This is a genomic window from Methylobacterium amylolyticum (assembly GCF_030700245.1).
In the GTDB taxonomy this organism is placed as follows: Bacteria; Pseudomonadota; Alphaproteobacteria; order Rhizobiales; family Beijerinckiaceae; genus Methylobacterium.
The window spans coordinates 1-17,981 of sequence record NZ_JAUYZI010000034.1 but is presented as its reverse complement, the minus strand read 5'-3'; the positions used below and the strand labels follow the sequence as shown (position 1 = coordinate 17,981).

14 protein-coding genes are annotated in these 17,981 nt (G+C 72.2%); 6 read left to right on the top strand and 8 right to left on the bottom strand.

The window, feature by feature from the left end:
* Nucleotides 1-10: 10 nt before the first annotated feature.
* Complete coding sequence (locus Q8W71_RS21795; protein ID WP_305527508.1) at nt 11-1,216, bottom strand: ABC transporter substrate-binding protein; 1,206 nt, start codon at nt 1,214-1,216, stop codon at nt 11-13.
* Nucleotides 1,217-1,475: 259 nt separating this feature from the next.
* Nucleotides 1,476-2,261, bottom strand: coding sequence for an HD-GYP domain-containing protein (locus Q8W71_RS21790; protein ID WP_305527507.1), 786 nt, complete (start codon nt 2,259-2,261; stop codon nt 1,476-1,478).
* 882 nt (nt 2,262-3,143) lie between these two features.
* Here Q8W71_RS21790 and Q8W71_RS21785 point away from each other — a divergent pair.
* Nucleotides 3,144-4,058, top strand: coding sequence for a GNAT family N-acetyltransferase (locus tag Q8W71_RS21785; protein WP_305527506.1), 915 nt, complete (start codon nt 3,144-3,146; stop codon nt 4,056-4,058).
* Nucleotides 4,059-4,220: 162 nt separating this feature from the next.
* Here the strand turns inward: Q8W71_RS21785 and Q8W71_RS21780 are convergent, their stop codons facing one another.
* The 6 genes from Q8W71_RS21780 to Q8W71_RS21755 form a co-directional block, all read right to left on the bottom strand.
* On the bottom strand, nt 4,221-4,553 hold the full coding sequence (locus tag Q8W71_RS21780; protein WP_305527505.1) for a DUF6285 domain-containing protein: 333 nt from the start codon (nt 4,551-4,553) through the stop codon (nt 4,221-4,223).
* Between the two features lie 2 nt (nt 4,554-4,555).
* The gene (locus Q8W71_RS21775) at nt 4,556-5,569 is read right to left on the bottom strand and encodes a phosphotransferase family protein (RefSeq protein WP_305527504.1); all 1,014 of its coding nucleotides are present in this window, start codon (nt 5,567-5,569) and stop codon (nt 4,556-4,558) included.
* Between the two features lie 4 nt (nt 5,570-5,573).
* Nucleotides 5,574-6,341: an SDR family NAD(P)-dependent oxidoreductase gene (locus Q8W71_RS21770; protein WP_305527503.1), complete on the bottom strand. Its 768-nt coding sequence runs from the start codon at nt 6,339-6,341 to the stop codon at nt 5,574-5,576.
* A 10-nt stretch (nt 6,342-6,351) separates the two neighbouring features.
* The gene (locus Q8W71_RS21765) at nt 6,352-7,530 is read right to left on the bottom strand and encodes an acetyl-CoA C-acyltransferase family protein (protein WP_305527502.1); all 1,179 of its coding nucleotides are present in this window, start codon (nt 7,528-7,530) and stop codon (nt 6,352-6,354) included.
* 252 nt (nt 7,531-7,782) lie between these two features.
* Nucleotides 7,783-8,985, bottom strand: coding sequence for an acyl-CoA dehydrogenase family protein (locus Q8W71_RS21760; RefSeq protein WP_305527501.1), 1,203 nt, complete (start codon nt 8,983-8,985; stop codon nt 7,783-7,785).
* A 23-nt stretch (nt 8,986-9,008) separates the two neighbouring features.
* The gene (locus Q8W71_RS21755; RefSeq protein WP_305527500.1) at nt 9,009-9,725 is read right to left on the bottom strand and encodes a GntR family transcriptional regulator; all 717 of its coding nucleotides are present in this window, start codon (nt 9,723-9,725) and stop codon (nt 9,009-9,011) included.
* A gap of 430 nt (nt 9,726-10,155) precedes the next feature.
* Here Q8W71_RS21755 and Q8W71_RS21750 point away from each other — a divergent pair, with 430 nt between their 5' ends.
* The 5 genes from Q8W71_RS21750 (at nt 10,156) to Q8W71_RS21730 (ending at nt 17,981) form a co-directional block, all read left to right on the top strand.
* Nucleotides 10,156-11,130, top strand: coding sequence for a TRAP transporter substrate-binding protein (locus tag Q8W71_RS21750; protein ID WP_305527559.1), 975 nt, complete (start codon nt 10,156-10,158; stop codon nt 11,128-11,130).
* A gap of 331 nt (nt 11,131-11,461) precedes the next feature.
* The gene (locus Q8W71_RS21745) at nt 11,462-13,033 is read left to right on the top strand and encodes a class I adenylate-forming enzyme family protein (RefSeq protein ID WP_305527499.1); all 1,572 of its coding nucleotides are present in this window, start codon (nt 11,462-11,464) and stop codon (nt 13,031-13,033) included.
* A 58-nt stretch (nt 13,034-13,091) separates the two neighbouring features.
* The gene (locus Q8W71_RS21740) at nt 13,092-14,024 is read left to right on the top strand and encodes an AEC family transporter (RefSeq protein WP_305527498.1); all 933 of its coding nucleotides are present in this window, start codon (nt 13,092-13,094) and stop codon (nt 14,022-14,024) included.
* Between the two features lie 278 nt (nt 14,025-14,302).
* Nucleotides 14,303-16,033, top strand: coding sequence for a thiamine pyrophosphate-binding protein (locus Q8W71_RS21735; protein ID WP_305527497.1), 1,731 nt, complete (start codon nt 14,303-14,305; stop codon nt 16,031-16,033).
* Between the two features lie 58 nt (nt 16,034-16,091).
* Nucleotides 16,092-17,981, top strand: coding sequence for a TRAP transporter large permease (locus Q8W71_RS21730; protein WP_305527496.1), 1,890 nt, complete (start codon nt 16,092-16,094; stop codon nt 17,979-17,981).

Here is a 17,981-nt window from a genome sequence, read left to right as displayed (position 1 = left end):
GCCGCGCGCGTCAGGTCATCTTGCAGCCCGCGGCCTCGGGCGAGAGGAACGACTTGCCGAAGCTGACGATGTCGACGAAGTCGTCCTTGTCGGCCATCGCGGACTTGGGCTTCCCCTTCAGCAGGTAGTAGTTCTTGATGACCTGATGGTCGGCAGCGCGGATCTCCTCCTCGCCGGTCAGCCCGGCATAGGTCAGGCCTTCGAGCACCTTGGCCACCGCCGGCCCCTCGATGCCGCCGGCCTTGGCGGCTCCGTCGAGCAGCAGCTTGGTGATCACGTAGGAGCCGGCGAACGAGTAGTTCGGGTTGAACTTGCGCGTCTCGCGCACCTTGGCGACGAAGGCCTTGTTCTGCGGCGTGTCCACGCCGTGCCAGTACTGCGCGCCGAAATAGACGCCCTCGCACAGGTCGGGGCCCAGCGCCTCGAACTGCTCCAGGCCGGAGGCCCAGGCGATCACGATGGCCATGCGCTTCTTCATGCCGAAGCTGACTGCCTGCCGCAGGGTGTCGGAGGACTGGGAGCCGAAGCTCAGGATCAGGAGCACGTCGGGCTTGGCCGCCATGGCGTTGGTCAGGTAGCCGCTGAACTCCTTCTCGGCGAGCGAGTGGTAGCTGTTGCCGACGTGCTCGATGCCCTTCTCCTGGAAAACCGCCTTGGCGGCGCTCAGCAGCCCCTCGCCGAACACGTATTGCGGCGTGATCGTGTACCAGCGCTTGGCCTGCGGCATCTGCGCGATCAGCGGGCGCACGGTCTGGGCGATCGCCCCGTAGGTCGGCACGCTCCAGCGGAAGGTGCCCCGGTTGCACTCCTTGCCGGTGATCTCGTCGGCGCCCGCCGTGGTGAAGAACACGCCGCCGCCGTTCGTCACCTCCTTGCCCATGACGAGCGCCTCGGACGACAGGATCCCGCCGGCGAAGAGGCGCGTGCCCTCGGCCATCGCCTCCTGGACCTTGCGGGCGGCGGTCGCCGGCTTGCCCTCGGTGTCGAGGTCCCGGGCGACGACCTTGCGCCCGAGCACCGTGCCGGCCTCCTCGGCGGCGAAGGCGGCTCCGAGCGCCGCGAACTTCCCGTTCGCCGCGAACGCGCCCGACATGGGCAGGGGCGCCCCGACGACCAGGTTGCCCTCCGCCGCCGCGGCCCGCCGGACGAGCGGCGGCGCGCTCAGCGTGGCCGCGGCGAGGGCGGTCTGCGTCAGGAGCGTGCGGCGGTTCAGCATGGCGGCCTCGGCGGCAGGAGCGGCGGGAGAACGGGCGAATCTATACGCATCGGAATCTATACGCATCGATTGTGCCGCACCGAGCGGGATTGGACCAGGGCGGACCGTGACAGGTTGCACAGGCCGTCGATCGTGCCCCGCGGGCCGGGCGCGCGCTCCCGTGCCCGCGCGGAACACGCGGCCTTCCGGGGGCGGACGTGCGGGGCAGATGGCTGGGCGAGGACGTGCGGGGCGAGGACGTGCGGGGGCGGCCCGCCCCTCACGCGGCGTGCGGGATGCGGGGCGTGAGGGCGGTGGCGACCGACAGGAAGGCGTCCACCAGAACGGGATCGAGCCGCCCCGTCATGTCCTTCAGGATCGCGCAGGCCCGCTCCGCCGCCATCGGCGGCTTGTAGGGCCGGCGCTCGATCAGCGCGCCGTAGATGTCGCAGACGGTGACGAGCCGCACGAGGTCCGGGATCGCCGCGCCCGACAGCCCGTCCGGGTAGCCGGAGCCGTCGAGCATCTCGTGGTGCGAGCGCACGACGGCGAGCACCTCCGGCGGGAAGCCCTGGCCGGCGAGCATGGCCTCGCCCTGCTCCGGGTGCAGCCGCACCAGGGCCATCTCGCCCGGGTCGAGCTTGCCCGGCTTGTTGAGGATCGCGGAGGGCACGTGGATCTTGCCGACGTCGTGGAGCAGCGCCGCCCGGGTCAGGCGATACCGCTCGGCCGGCCCGAGGCCGAGGCGCGCGGCGAAGGCGGCCGCCAGCCCGGCCACCAGCAGGCAGTGCTGATGGGTGGCGTCGTCGAAGGCGCGCACAGCCCGGATCCAGTCGCGGATGCCGCTCTCGCGGATCGCCCGCTCGACGAGGTCGGTGCCGTTCTCGACCAGGACCGGCGTGATCGGCCGGTCGGGCACGAACACGGCGCGGTAGAATTGCCGCGCCGCCTCGGCCCGCCGCGTGACCCGCGGGTCGAGGGGTTCCACCGCGATCCGCGGCAGATTCAGCGCGGCCTGGAGGAGGCGCAGGTCGAACGGGGCGCTCAGCGTCTGGGTGGCGCCCAAGGCGACCGCCTGAAGGCGCGCGCGGGGATCGGTGTGGTGCAGCAGGACGACGAGCGGGGCGCCGTGGGGGGGCCCGGGCCCCCCCGAGGGGCGGGCCCGCCCCCCCGCGGGGGCGCCCGCCGCGCGGGGGGGGGGGGGGGGGGGGGGGGGGGGGGCCCCCCCCCCGGGGGGGGGGGGGGGGGGGGGGGGGGGGGCGGGGGGGGGGCCCCCCCCCCGCCACGGTGCGCGGGCCGAGATCTGCCACGTCCACGACCATCGCGACGGGGCGTTCGACCGGGACCGCATCGGCGTGGAGATCGTGGATCGTGCAGGCGATGCCGGGATCGAGGTCGCGCGTCAGGCGCGCGCTCCGGCCGGGATCGTCGGTGATCAGGAGAAGCGGTCCCATCGTCGGCGCTCCGCGTGCCTGCCGCCTAGGGGACCAGCGCGGCGACGGCCGCGCCCGGGAGCGCGGGGCGGTTCAGCAGACCGTCCTGCGTGACGGCAGCCGCGCCGCTCCCTACGAGATCCGTGCGCGCCCCGACCCTCGCGAAGCGCATCGTGCTGTCCATCATGGCGTAGGCGCGCCCCATCCGCCGACCTTCATGGAACAACAAATGTTTCTAAATGAGGAACAACCTTTGTTTGTTTAATCATGAAATACAATTTATAGTATAACATCCACTCCGTCGGAGCGCCCCATCCCGGCCCGGACATGCGCCCGCGCGGTCCGGCGGGAGACAACAATCCGTTAAGCCTCGTCTTGAGAACGCCGGCTTCTACACGGACTGACCTGAAGGCTCCACGATCGCGCTAAGTTTCCGTTCGGGATTTTGAACGAGCTTGACCCGCTGTACGGCGCATCGTCGCGGGTCCGGCACCTCAATGGTCACGATGTCTTCCATGTTGCAGCAGGCGAGCCCGACCGCGGGCGATCCGCGCCCGAAGGTCCGATGCCGCCTGATCGAGCCGGCCGACATCCCGGCGGTCGTCGCCCTGCTGGTCGAGTCGGTCGCCTATCGCCCGGCGTCGTACTGGCAGCACGGGTTCGACCGCCTGTCCGACCGGTCGCTGCCCGAGGGCGTCCCGCGGTTCGGCTACGTGCTCGACCACGACGGCGCGCTCGTCGGCGTGCTGCTGACGATCTACAGCGCGGTCCCGGACGACCCGGACGCGCGGCTGCGCTGCAACCTGTCGAGCTGGTACGTCAAGGCGGCCTATCGCGGCCTCGGCACGGTGATGGACAGCCTCGCGATGCGGGACCGGAGCGTCACCTACACCAACCTGTCGCCCGCCGCGCCGACGATCGCCATGCACGAGGCGCGCGGCTTCCGCCGCTACTGCGGCGGCCAGATGCTCGTCGTGCCCGCCCTCTGCCGCCCGGGCCGCGGCCAGGCGGTGCGCAGCCTGACATGGAGCGGCGATCCCGGCATCCCCGACGCCCTGCGGACGCTGGTGCAGGACCACCTCGGCTACGGCTGCCTGTGCCTGCTCTGCACCGAGGCGGGGCAAGCCCGGGTGGTCATCCTGCAACCGATGCCGCTCAAGGTGATCCGCGGGGTGTCCTGGCTGCCGCGCCTGCCCGTCCTCCAGATGGTCTACGCGCCGCCGGTGGCCGAACTCGCGCGGTGGCTCGGCGCGATCGGACGGCACCTGCTGCGCCGCGGACGGCCCTTCCTGCTCCTCGACACGGACGCGCCGCTCAAGAACGTGGTCGGGCGCCACGTGGCGGGCTGGCGGCCGCGCTATGCCCGCGGGCCGGAGACGGTCCCGGTGAACGACCTGACCTATTCCGAGTTCGTCATCTTCGGGCCCTGAGGGCGGGCCGCGAGGCCGGTCCCACCGCGATCGGGCGGGACTAAGCAGGTTCGCGTTGGCACGCCAACGCTTCACCCGCTTAGATTCTTGGGGGATCGCAGGTTTTCGACGCCGAACCGGCAACCACTTCAGCGAAACCTGCTTAGCCTCGCACCGACGGCATCACGCCGGACGCCCCGGCTTCCAGACCGCGGCGGCGCGGGCCGCCGTCTCGGCGAGCGCGGCGTGCAGGGCGGGGTCGGCGTCGCGCGCGCCGTCCCGGATCGCCCGGACCAGCGCCGCGGCGGGATCCGGACCGGACAGGCCGGCGAGCGCGCGGGCCTCGGCCTCGCCGAGCGCCGCGCCCGCCTCGATCTCGCGCCCGGCGATGCCCAGCGCGTTGGCGACCATCAGCGCCACGTAGCGCGGCCGGCCGGTGAGTCCGGGCACCACCTCCTCCAGCAGGGCGCGGCGGGCGGCGTCGAGGAGGGCGGCGCCCGCGGGCTCGTCGCGCATGCTCAGCTCCACTGTTCGGGGGCGGTCGCCCGCAGGATCGTCCGTTCCAGTTCCGGCACCATCCGCCCGGTCAGCGCCAGCTCCAGGGAGAATTCCCGGCCCGAGACGTGGCGGGCGCCCTGCTCCAGGGCGATCACCGCCCAGCGCAGGTGGGCCATCACCTCCCAGTAGGCGACCGCCGCGGGGGCGATCGCCCGGCCGCTCTCGGCGGCGTAGCCCCGGTAGAAGGCCGCCCGCGCGCCGATGCCGCCGGCCTCCAGATCGGGCCGTCCGAAGCGCCAGCAGGCGGCGCAGAACCAGCCGAGATCCTGCGCCGGGTCGCCCCAGCCGGCGAATTCCCAGTCGAGGATCGCGGTGAGCCCGCTCGCATCGACCATGTAGTTGCCGGTGCGGAAGTCGCGGTGGACGAGGCTGGGCGCGGGGCAGGCCGGCGCGCGGATCTCGCCCCAGCGCAGGCCCCACTCGATCGCCGGGCGGCGGGCGCCGATCCCGTCGAGGCTCGCCCGCAGCCGGGCGATCTCGGCCCGCGCCGGGTCCGGCTCCGGCGCGCCGAGGAAGGCGAGGCCGGCGGGCGGGGCCTCGCGGGGGTCGAGCACCCCGTGGATCTTCGCGAGTTCGCGCCCGAGATCCTCGGCCAGCCGCTCGCGCTCGCCGCCGAGCGCGAGATCCTTGACGATGCGGGGGCCGAGGCCGACGCCCTCCACCAACCCCATCAGCGCGAAGGGCGCGCCGACGACGCCCGGGTCCTCGCAGAAGCCGACCGGCTCGGGCACCCGCACCCCCGCCCGCCACGCCGCCTCCAGCAGCCGGAACTCCTCCGCCCGCGAGCGGCTCGACGCGATGGTGGCCGGCGCGTCCTTGCGCAGCACGAAGCTCCGCTCCGCCCCGCCCACCTGGCTACGCACCAGCCGGTTCTCCTGGATCGAGCCGCCGCCCAGCGCCCGCGTCTCGATGATCGTCAGATCCGGCGCGCCGAGATGCCCGGCAATCCAGTCGCGCAGCCGCGCCTCATCCATGGCCTCAGAGCCCCGACACGAGGTGGCCGCCGTCGACGGCGAGAACGCTGCCGGTCATGTACGAGCCGGCCTCCGAGGCGAGCAGCAGCAGCGGCCCGTCGAGTTCCGCGGCTTTCCCAAGCCGGCGCTGCGGCACCCGCTTGATCAGCGCCTTGCCGGGCTCGGAGGCGAAGAAGGCGTCGTTCAGCTCGGTCTCGACGTAGCCGGGCGCCAGCGCGTTCACACGGATGCCGTGGCGGGCCCATTCGAGCGCCAGCGCCTTGGTGAGCTGCACCACGGCGGCCTTCGAGGCGGCGTAGGGGGCGACGCCGCCGGCGACCCGCAGCCCGAGGATCGAGGCGATGTTGACGATGCTGCCGCCGGTGCCGGAAGCGGCCATGCGCTTGGCGGCCGCCTGCGCCACCAGCCAGACGCCCTTGAGGTTGGTGTCGACCACCCCGTCCCAGTCGGGCTCGGTCAGCTCCAGGGCGGGCTTCGAGACCGCCACCCCGGCGTTGTTGACGACGACCTGCACCGGCCCGAACCGCGCCTCCGCCGCCTCGAACGCCGCGGTGACGCTGGCCGCGTCCGTCACGTCCATCACTACGGCGTAGGCCTCGCCCCCCGCGGCCTCGACCGTGCCGACAGTTTCGGCCAGCGCCTCCGCCCGGCGGGCCCCGAGCGTCAGCCGCGCGCCGGCCCGGGCCAGCGTGCCCGCGAAGTGGCGCCCCAGCCCGCTGGAGGCGCCGGTGACCAGCACGTGCCGGCCGGTGAGGTCGAACAATCCGGTCACCGCGCTCTCCTCAGTTCAGGCGCTCGACGGCCATGGCGATGCCCTGGCCGCCGCCGATGCACATGGTCACGAGGCCGTAGCGGCCCCCGGTCCGGGCCAGCTCGTAGAGCGCCTTGACGGTGATGATCGCCCCCGTGGCGCCGATCGGGTGGCCGAGCGCGATGGCGCCGCCGTTCGGGTTGACCTTGTCGGGATCGAGGTCGAGGGCGCGCGACACCGCGCAGGCCTGGGCGGCGAACGCCTCGTTCGACTCGATCACGGCGAAGTCGGAGGCCTTGAGGCCGGTGCGCTCCAGGAGGCGGCGCACGGCGGGCACCGGGCCCATGCCCATCTCGGACGGGTCGACGCCCGCGTGCGCGTAGCCGACGATGCGCGCCAAGGGCGTCAGCCCGTCGCGCTCGGCCTTGGCCGCGCTCGTCAGCACCAGGGCCGCGGCGCCGTCGTTGAGGCCCGAGGCGTTGCCCGCGGTGACGCTGCCGGTCTTGGAAAACGCCGGGCGGAGCTTGGCGAGGTCGTCGAGGGCGGTGGCCTTCGGGTGCTCGTCCGTGTCGAAGGCCACCGCCTCGCGCTTGCGCTGGATCTCGACCGGCAGGATCTGCTCGCGGAACCGGCCCTCGGCGATCGCCCGCGCGGCCCGCGCCTGGCTCTCGACGGCGAAGGCGTCCTGCGCCTCGCGGGTGACGTCGTAGCGGCTCGCGACGTTCTCGGCGGTCACGCCCATGTGGCCGTTGCCGAACGGGTCGCTCAAGACGCCGATCATGTAGTCGACCGCGACCGTGTCGCCCATGCGCTGGCCGAAGCGGCCGGTCTTCAGGAGGTGGGGCGAGCGGCTCATGCTCTCGGCGCCGCCAGCGACCGCCGCCTCCGCGTCGCCGAGCAGGATGCTCTGCGCGGCGGAGACGATCGCCTGGAGGCCGCTGCCGCACAGCCGGTTGACGGTGAGCGCGGGCGTCTCCTTCGGCACGCCGCCGTCGAGCGCGGCGACGCGGGCGATGTAGGCGTCCCGGGGCTCGGTCGGGATGACGTTGCCGATCACCACGTGCCCGATCTCCTCGCCCGCGGTGCCGGAGCGCTTCAACGCCTCGGCGACGCACCGGGCGGCGAGTTCGGCCGGCGGGATCGCCGCGAGCGCCCCGCCGAAGGTCCCGATCGCGGTCCGCGCCGCGCCGGTGATCACAACATCCGTCATCCTGACCGTGTCCTCTTCAAATGCGTGTCGCGGCGAAGGCCGCGCAGCCTCCTCTCCCCGCGTGCGGGGAGAGGGCCGAGCCCCCCTTGCCGGGGGCGAGGCGAGCGGCAGCGAGGGTGAGGGGGCGTGTCCGGATGCGCTCCGACCGGAACCGCCCCCTCACCGCCGCTCCGGCTGCGCCTCCGCTTCCCGCGCGGACGACAGGGTCCGCGCGGGCCTCTCCCCGCGTGCGGGGAGAGGGGATGGCGTCCCTCAGGCCACCTCCCAGCGCCAGAAGGCGTCGCCCTCGGCTTCCAGGTTGCGGTTGAGCACCATCTTGTGGACCTCGTCGGCCCCGTCGACCAGCCGCGCCTGCCGGGCGTAGCGGTAGATCCACTCCAGCGGCGTGTCGGTGGAGTAGCCCCGCGCGCCGTTGATCTGGATCGCGATGTCGGCCGCCGCGTGCAGGAGGTTGGCCACGTGGACCTTGGCCATCGACACCTCTTTGCGCGCGAAGCTGCCCTGGTCGAGCGCCCAGGCGGCCTTCATCACCAGCAGGCGGCCGATCTCGATGCGCATGGCGAGGTCGCCGAGCATGAGCTGGATGCTCTCCCGGTCGGCGAGCCGCACCCCGAAGCCGTGGCGCTCGGTGGCGTAGGTGCGGGCGATCTCGACGCAGCGCTTCGACAGGCCGAGCCAGCGCATGCAGTGGGTGAGCCGCGCCGGCCCGAGCCGGATCTGCGTCAGCTTGAGGCCGTCGCCCTCCCCCATCAGCACGTCCTCGGCGGGAATCGTCAGCCCCTCGAAGGCGATCTCGCAATGGCCGCCGTGCTCCTCCGGGCCCATGATCGGGATGCGGCGGACGATGTGCCAGCCGGGGCTGTCCCGGTGGAACAGGAAGGCGGTCAGCCCCTTGCGCGCGTCGTCGGAGGTGCGCGCCATCAGGATGAAGTGGGCGGCGTCCTCGGCGCCGGTGATGAACCACTTGCGGCCGGTGACGACGTAAGCATCGCCGCGCCGCTCGGCCCGGGTGGCGATCATCCCGGGATCGGAACCGCCGCCGGGATGCGGCTCGGTCATCGCGAAGGCCGAGCGGACCTCGCCCCGCACGATCGGCGCGAGCCAGCGCGCCTTCTGCTCAGGCGTCGCGACCTTCTCCAGCACCATCATGTTGCCGTCGTCGGGGGCGGCCGAGTTGAACACCACGGGCCCGAAGATCGAGCGGTTCATGGCTTCGTAACAGACGGCCATGCCGACCTTGGACAGGCCGGCCCCGCCGGTCTCGGGGGCGAGTTGCAGGCACCACAGCCCCTGCTCGCGGGCGAGGCCGCGCAGGCGCTCCAGCTCGGCCAGAGCGATGTTGCCGTGCCCGTCGAAGGCCGCCGGGTCGGATTCGAGCGGGATCACGTGCGCGTCCACGAACGCCGCGATCCGCGCGCGGTAATCCTCGATCCGCGGGGAAATCGTGAAATCCATCCGGTCCCTCGTCTCGCACCGTGTCAGCCGGCCGCCCGGCGGGCGAGCGAGCGGCGCCTCTGGTCGGCGTCGGCCCTGTCCTGGAGGGCCTGCACGTAGACCGCGAACGTCTTCGCCGCGCGGGCGATGTGCGCCCGCCCGAGCGTCTCGGCCCGGACGGGCTCGCCCGCGACGATCGCCTCCAGGATCGCGGCGTGCTCGTCCCAGATGTCGTCGGGGATATGGTGCTCGACCCGCAGCACCGCGCCCATGATCCGGCGCATGTAGTGCCAGTGCGGGCGCGCCGCCTCCTCGATCGAGGCGTTGCCCGACAGGCCGTAGATGAACTGGTGGAAGGCGAGGTCCGCCGAGATCTGCCGGGCGTAGGAGCCGCTGGCGATCGCCTCCCGCCCCTGGCGGATCAGCGCGGCCCCCGCCTCCCGCGCCGGGCCGGCCGCGCGCTCGGCCGCCAGCCGGCAGGCCAACCCGTCGAGCACCTCGCGGATCTCGTAGACGTCGCGCAAGGCGTGGCCGTCCAGCGGCGTCACGATCACGCCGCGCTTCGGCGCGTCGGCCACGAAGCCGCGGTCGCGCAGCAGCATCAGCGCCTGCTGCACCGGCTGGCGCGATACCTCGTAGGCCGCTGCCAGCTCGTCCTGGATCAGGCGCGTGTTCGGCGGCAGCGTCCCCTCGCAGATCTCCGCGAGGATCCGCTCGTAGACCTGTTCGACCAGACTCTGCACCGGCGTCGCGCCCGCCATCGTCCCTCGGCCTCCGCGCTTCCTCAGCGATCCTGCATCATTTCCCCCCTATTGCAAATTCCAAATTCGCATGCAAACTTTGAATTCGAAACGAATCAGCGACCGGCACCCCCGCCCCGGCCGATCACCCCCGGTGATCTGCGTCGAGCGCGGCGGACACAATAATCCCGGCGCCGCCGCACTATTCGGCTCGGCCTGTCACGCGTGTTCAGGCGGCCGTCCAGTGCCGTTTCAGGTTGAGGGTGTGTACCGATAGCCCTCGCGACACGAAGCTGCGCGCAGCGACGACTGGCGACGCAGCGATCATGGGAGAAACGCCTTGACCGCGCCGCTCGCGACCTCCGTCCCCGTGACTGATACACAGGCCGAGGCCGGGAGGCCGGCCTCGGCCCTCGGCCGGCGCGCCTTCCTCGGCCTCGCGGGCGCCGCGCTGGGCGCGGGCACCGTGTTCCGGCCGGCGATCCTGCGGGCGCAGGGCGCGCCGCTGAAGCTGAAGTTCGGCAATGACGTGCCGCTCACCCACTCGCTCAACATCCGGCTGGCCGAGGCGGTCACCGCCATCGAGGCGGAGACCAACGGGCGGCTGACGATCGCCGTGTTCCCGAACAACCAGCTCGGCAGCGACACGGACATGATCTCGCAGCTCCGGGCGGGCGCCCTCGAACTCGCGACCATGCCGACCACCCTGCTGTCGACGCTGGTGCCCGCCGCCGCGCTGCCGGCGCTGGGCTTCGCCTTCCCGAGCTACGACAAGGTCTGGCCGGCGATGGACGGCGAGGTCGGCGCCTACATGCGCCGCAACATCGAGAAGGCGAACCTCCAGCCGTTCGAGGCGATGTGGGACAACGGCTTCCGGCAGGTCACGACCAGCACCAAGCCGATCCGGGGGCCGGAGGATCTCAAGGGCTTCAAGATCCGCGTGCCGGTGGTGCCGCTGTGGGTGTCGCTGTTCACCGCCCTCGGCGCCGCGCCGACCAGCATCCCGCTGAGCGAGGCCTACGCCGCGCTCCAGACCAAGATCACCGACGGCCAGGAGAATCCGCTGGCGATCATCAACGCCACCAAGTTCTGGGAGGTGCAGAAGTACTGCTCGCTCACCAACCACGCCTGGGACGGGTTCTGGCTGCTCGCCAGCGGCCGGGTCTGGAAGACGATTCCCGCCGACCTCCAGGCGGTGATGGCCAAGCACTTCAACGCCGCCGCCCTCAAGCAGCGCGCCGACAACCTCCGCGACAGCGAGGCGCTGAAGAAGGAGCTGGAGGGCAAGGGCCTGACCTTCAACACCACCGACCCGACCCAATTCCAGCAGGCGCTGGCCAAGACCGACTTCTACAAGACCTGGAAGGGCAAGTTCGGGCCGGAGGCGTGGGCGCTCCTGGAGAAGTACGCCGGCCAGATCGGCTGAGATCGCACCCAAAATCCGAGTGGCCGCCGAGCTTGAAGCGTCGGCTTTCATACGGGTTCCGGTGAAGAGTTCAGGATCGCTGCCACCGTCTTTGCGAGCGGAGCGAAGCAACCCAGGTGCGCCACGCTCGCAGATGTCGGGCTGCCCTGGGTCGCTTCACTGCGTTCGCGATGACGGATGAGGATTGAACGACCGAAGCGATCAACCGGAAATCGTATCAGACCTTTCCCGTCATTCCGGGGCCGCGCGGCTCCGGAATGACGGACCGATGCAAGGGCCGTCGGGCGGTGCCTGACGGCGTCCAAGGCCGAAGAGACGCGGAGGATTCGCCATGAAGGAGCTTCTGACGCTCGGGCAGATGCTCGCGGTGCACGCAAGGCTGACGCCGGAGCGGCTCGGCGCGCGCGACCTGGAGCGGTCGATGTCGTTCCGGCTGTGGAACGCCCGCGCCTGCCGGCTCGCCAACGCGCTGCTCGGCCTCGGGCTCAAGAAGGGCGCCCGCGTCGCGGTGCTGGCCTACAACTGCGTCGAGTGGGCCGAGATCTACGCCGCCACCGCCAAGGCCGGCCTCGTGGCGGTGCCGATCAACTTCCGCCTCGTCGGCCCCGAGATCCGCTTCATCGTCACCAACGCCGAGGCGTCCGCGCTGATCGTCCAGGACGAGCTGGCCGGCGCGGTCGAGGCGGTGCGCGCCGACCTCGGCCTGCGCGAGGACTGCATCATCCATTTCGGCGCCGCGCCCTGCCCGGCGGGCTACCGGGACTACGAGGCGTTCCTGGCGGCCGCGAGCGACGCCGAGCCCGCGGTCGCGGTCGGCGCCGCCGACCCGTGGATGCTGATGTACACCTCGGGCACCACCGGCAACCCGAAGGGCGCGATCCGCAGCCACCGCGGCGCCAGCCTGATGGCGCTGTGCACCGAGATCGAGCTCGGCATCCACCGGGACGACGGGGCGCTCCTCGTCATGCCGATGTGCCACGCCAACTCGCTCTACTTCTTCGGGGCGTTCAGCTACTGCGGGGCTGCGACGACGATCTACTCGCGCAAGCACTTCGACCCGGAGCACTGCCTGCGCACGCTCAGCGAGGGTGGGGCGACCTTCACCTCGCTGGTGCCGACCCACTACATCATGATGCTCGGCCTCTCGGCGGCCGAGAGTTCGCGCTACGACCTCGACCGCGTCACCAAGCTGATGATCTCCTCCGCCCCCGCCCGGCAGGAGACCAAGCGGGCGGTGATGGGGCTGTTCCACAACTCGGGCCTCTACGAGCTGTACGGGGCGACCGAGACCGGCTGGGTGACGATGCTCCACCCCCGCGACCAGTTCACCAAGCTCGGCTCGGTGGGGCGCGAATGCGTCGGCTCGGCGCCGATCCGGCTCCTCGACGCGGACGGCAACGAGGTGCCGGACGGGGAGCCCGGCGAACTCTACTCCTGCAACCCCTACACGTTCGACGGCTACTGGAAGCTGCCGGAGAAGACGCAGGCCGCCTTCCGCGGCGACTACTGCACGGTCGGCGACATGGCTCGGCGCGACGCGGACGGGTTCATCCACCTCGTCGACCGCAAGAGCAACATGATCATCTCGGGCGGCGAGAACGTCTACCCGTCCGAGGTCGAGGCGGCGCTCGGCGCCCACCCCTGCGTGCAGGACGTGGCGGTGGTCGGCCTGCCCGATGCGAAGTGGGGCGAGCGCGTCCACGCCGTCGTCGTGCTGCACCCCGGCGCCAGCCTCGCCGAGGCCGACCTGCTCGGCTGGAGCCGCGACCGGCTGGCCGGCTACAAGCGGCCGCGCACCTGCTCGTTCGTCGCGGCCGACGAGCTGCCGCGCAACGCCACCGGCAAGGTGCTCTACCGGGTGCTCAAGGACCAGTTGCGCGCCGCGCCCGGCGCGCCGGCTTGACGGGCGCGCCCGATGACGGCCTTCCCTCGCGCGACGATGTCCGGGCACGGAAGGTGCGATGCAGGCGGTCCTGAACGCGGCGGTCCCGATCTTCGCGCTGATCCTCGTGGGCTTCCTGTGCGGGCGGTTCGGCGGGTTCACGCGCGAATCGACCGACAGCATCAACCGCTTCGCGGTCTACCTCGCCCTGCCGGCGCTGATCTTCACCACCATGGCGAAGATCACCCCGGCCGAGATCGGGCAGGTCGGCTTCGCGGCGGGGTTCGCCGGGGGCATCGCGCTCACCTTCGCGCTGGCGTTCTGGGTCGGGCGGCGGCGCGGCGGCTCGATCGCCGATGCCAGCATCGAGGGGCTGGATGCCGGCTACAGCAACGTCGGCTTCATGGGCATCCCGCTCTGCCTGCTGGTGTTCGGGCCGGAGGGGCTGCCGGCGGCGGTGATCGCCACCCTGTTCACCGCCTGCGTCCTGTTCCTCACCGCGATCGTGCTGGTGGAGTTCGACCTGCGCCGGGGCGTCGACCGCCGCGGCACCGTGCGGCGGGTGCTGCTGTCGCTGCTGCGCAACCCGCTGTTCATCGCGCCGATCGCCGGGCTCGCCGTCGGCCTCACCGGGCTGCCCATCCCGGCACCGCTGGAGACCGCCGCCAAGCTGCTGGGCGGCGCGGCCTCGCCGAGCGCGCTGGTCTGCATCGGCCTGTTCCTCGCCCAGGAGAGCGCGCTCGCCGGCGACCGGCGGACGATCGGCCTGCTCGTCGTCCTGAAGCTGCTGTTCCAGCCCGCGGTGACGGCGCTCCTCGTCTACGGGGTGTTCGACGTGCCGCCCCTCTGGGCCCGGGCAGCGGTGCTGCTCAGCGCCCTGCCGATCGGCTCCGGGCCGTTCACCATCGCCAAGCTGTACCGGCTCCAGGCGGGGGTGACCTCGGGCGCGATCCTGATCTCGCACCTCGTCTCCGTCCTCACCGTCTCGGCCCTCGTCGCGTGGCTCGGCTGAGCCCGACCCGATCTGCACGGTCCACGACAGAGCTGCGTCCGGATCGTCGGATCCCGACCACCCCCCTCATCCTGAGGTGCCCCTTGCCCGGGCAAGGGGCTTTGAGGGAGCCCTCCAGCCGGCCGCGCGATCCCTGGAGGTCTCCTTCGAGGCCCGCTGCGCGGGCACCTCAGGATGAGGGGGGTGGTCGGGAGCGCCGGGCTGAACACCGAACCGTCGTGTACCGTGCCCAATTTGGTCGGGCACGGCCCTGAGCATCCCCGGATAAGGACCGCCCCATGCAGATCCCGAACGACAGCGTCGCCGCCCTGGTCGCCAAGTCGCTGAAGGCGCGCGGCGTCGAGCGGGTCTTCGCCCTGTGCGGCGGCCACATCATGCCGATCTTCATGCGCCTCGACGCCGAGGGCATCGCGATCGTCGACGTGCGCGACGAGCGCGCCGCGGTCCACATGGCGCAGGCGCACGCGGAGGTGACGGGCGGGCTGGGCGTCGCCCTGGTCACCGCCGGGCCCGGCATGACCAACGCGGTCACCGGCATCGCCAACGCCCACGTCTCCCGCGCGCCCGTGCTGGTGATCTCGGGCACGAGCCCCCGCGCCCAGGAGAACCGCGGCGGGTTGCAGGACATCGACCACACCGCGATCGTCCGCTCGATCACCCGCTACGCGCGCACCGTGCGCGAGCCGACGCTGGCGCTGGCCGAGCTCGACGAGGCGATCTCCCGGGCGCTCGGCGAGGGCGGCGAGCCCGGGCCCGCCTACATCGATTTCCCCACCGACACGATGCGCCAGCCGGTGCCCGCGGCGCTGCAACTGCCCGAGCACCTCTCCCCCCGGCCCCGCACGCTGGCGCGGCCCGACCCGGACCGGATCGCCGAGGCCGTCGAGCTGCTGTGGTCGGCCCGGCGCGTGCTCGTCATCTCCGGCCGCGGCGCCCGCGGGGCGGGACCGGAACTGACCGCCCTCCTCGACCGGCTCGGCGCCGTCTACCTCGACACCGGCGAGAGCCGGGGCCTCGTGCCCGACAGCCATCCCGCCGTGGTCGCGGCCATGCGCGGGGCGGTGATGACCGACGCCGACGTGATCCTGACGGTCGGCCGCCGCCTCGACTTCCAGCTCGCCTACGGCTCCCCGGCGGTGTTCGGGAACGCGACGTTCGTGCGCATCGCCGACATCCCGCAGGAGTTGCGCGACAACCGCCGCGGGGCGGTGGAGATCCTGTCCGCCGCAGGCCCGGCCCTGCGGGCGCTGGTGGAGGCTGCGGGCAACCGGCCGTCCGCCGTCGACCGCGGTTGGGCGGGCACGTTGCGGGCCAGCCACGAGGCGCGGGCCAAGAAACTGCGGCAGACGATGGCCGAGGCGCCGGCCGGCGGCGACGGCCGCCTGCACCCGAACCGGGTGCTCGCCGCGCTCCAGGACGCGATCCCCCAGGATTCCATCGTCGTCACCGACGGCGGCGATTTTTTGAGCTTCGCCCGCGTCGGTCTCTCGGCGCCGACCATGCTCGATCCCGGCCCGTTCGGCTGCATCGGCGTCGGCGTGCCCTACGGTATCAGTGCGAGCCTCGCCGCCCCGGACAGGACCGTGCTGGTGGCGACCGGCGACGGCGCCTTCGGCTTCAACGCCATCGAGCTCGACACCGCCGCACGCCACAAGGCGCCCGTGCTGATCGTCGTGGCCAACAACGGCGCGTGGCAGATCGAGGTGCACGACCAGACCGTCACGCACGGCAAGGTCGTGGGCACCAAGCTCCAGTTCAGCGACCACGCGGCGATGGCCCGGGCCTTCGGCATGCACGGCGAGCGGGTCGAGACGGCCGAGCAGCTCGGGCCGGCGATCGCCCGGGCGATGGCCAACCGGCCGGCGCTCCTCGACGTGGTCGTGACGCCGGAGGCGGTATCCTCGGACGCCAAGACCGGTCTCGCCTGGGTCCCCGATCTCCAGCCGCTGGCGGCCTGGGATGAGGCCGAGCGCCGCTGGCGCGGGACGGACGCCGCCGGAACGTCGTAGACCGGGAACCGGCAAGACGGGGCGAAGACCCCGGCACACCATCGAGGAGGGAATCGCCATGCAGATCGACATCGCGGCGGCTGAGGCCGCACCGGGGGCCGTGGCGGATCCGCCGCTGCGGGCCCGGCCCTGGCTCAGGGCGCTGGACAACGGCCTGGGCCACCTCGTCGAGATCCCCGCCGCCCTGCTCGTCGTGGCCGAGATCGCCGTCCTGCTCTCGGGCGTCGTCAGCCGCTACCTGCTGCACGCCCCCCTGGTCTGGTCCGACGAGCTCGCCGGCATCCTGTTCCTGTGGCTCGCCATGCTCGGCGCGGTGGTCGCCTTCCGCCGCGCCGAGCACATGCGCATGACCGCGCTGGTCGCCATGGCCGGGCCCCGCACCCGCGCCTTCCTCGACACCGTGGCGCTGGTGGCCGGCCTGATCTTCGTCGCCCTGGTGCTGCACCCCGCCTACGAGTTCGCCAGCGAGGAGATCTTCGTCCAGACCCCCGCGCTCGAACTCAACAACGCCTGGCGCGCCGCCGCCCTGCCCGTCGGCTTCGGCCTGATGCTCGCCATCGCCCTGATCCGGCTGGCCGAGACCGCCGACTGGCGCCTCACCGCCGGCGCGCTCGCGCTGGGCATCGGCGTCGCCGCCGGCGTGACCGCCCTCCAGCCGGTGCTCTCGGGGCTCGGCAACATCAACCTGCTGCTGTTCTTCGTGCTGGGCGTCGGCGCCCTGGTGTTCTCCGGCGTGCCGATCGCCTTCGCCTTCGGGCTGTCGACCTTCGCCTACATCACGCTGACCACCAACGCGCCGAGCATGGTCGTGGTGGGCCGCATGGACGAGGGCATGAGCCACCTCATCCTGCTCGCCGTGCCGCTGTTCGTGTTCCTCGGCCTGCTGATCGAGATGACCGGCATGGCCCGCGCCATGGTCGGCTTCCTGGCGAGCCTGCTCGGCCACGTGCGCGGCGGCCTGTCCTACGTGCTGGTGGGGGCGATGTACCTCGTCTCAGGGATCTCCGGCTCGAAGGCCGCCGACATGGCCGCGGTCGCCCCGGTGCTGTTTCCCGAGATGAAGGCGCGCGGCGCCAAGGAGGGCGACCTCGTGGCGCTGCTCTCGGCCACGGGCGCGCAGACCGAGACGATCCCGCCGTCCATCGTGCTGATCACCATCGGCTCGGTCACGGGGGTGTCGATCACCGCGCTGTTCACCGGCGGGCTGATGCCGGGGCTGGTGCTCGCCGTGACGCTGTGCGCGCTGGTGTGGTGGCGCTACCGGGGCGAGGATCTCAGCCACGTCGCCCGGCCCTCGGGACGGGTGATCGGCAAGACCTTCCTGGTGGCGCTGCCGGCGCTCGCCCTGCCGTTCGTGATCCGGTTCGCGGTGGTGGAGGGCATCGCGACCGCGACCGAGGTGTCGACCATCGGCATCGTCTACGCGGTGCTGGCGGGGCTGCTGATCTACCGGCAGTTCGCCTGGGGGCGGCTGTACCCGATGCTGGTGATGACCGCGACGCTGTCGGGGGCGATCCTGCTGATCATCGGGGCGGCCACGGGGATGGCGTGGGCGCTGACGCAGTCGGGCTTCTCGCAGACGCTGGCCTCGGCGATGACCAGCCTGCCGGGGGGGGCGCTGGGCTTCCTGTTCGTGTCGGCGGTGGCGTTCGTGATCCTGGGCTCGGTTCTGGAGGGGATCCCGGCGATCGTGCTGTTCGGGCCGCTGCTGTTCCCGATCGCGCGCACGGTGGGCGTGCACGAGGTGCACTACGCGATGGTGGTGATCCTGGCGATGGGCGTGGGTCTGTTCGCCCCGCCGTTCGGGGTCGGCTACTACGCCGCCTGCGCGATCAGCCGGATCCACCCGGACGCAGGGATGCGCCCGATCGTGGGCTACATCCTCGCCCTGCTCGTCGGCCTGCTCGTCATCATCCTCGTCCCCTGGTTCTCCATCGGGTTCCTGTGA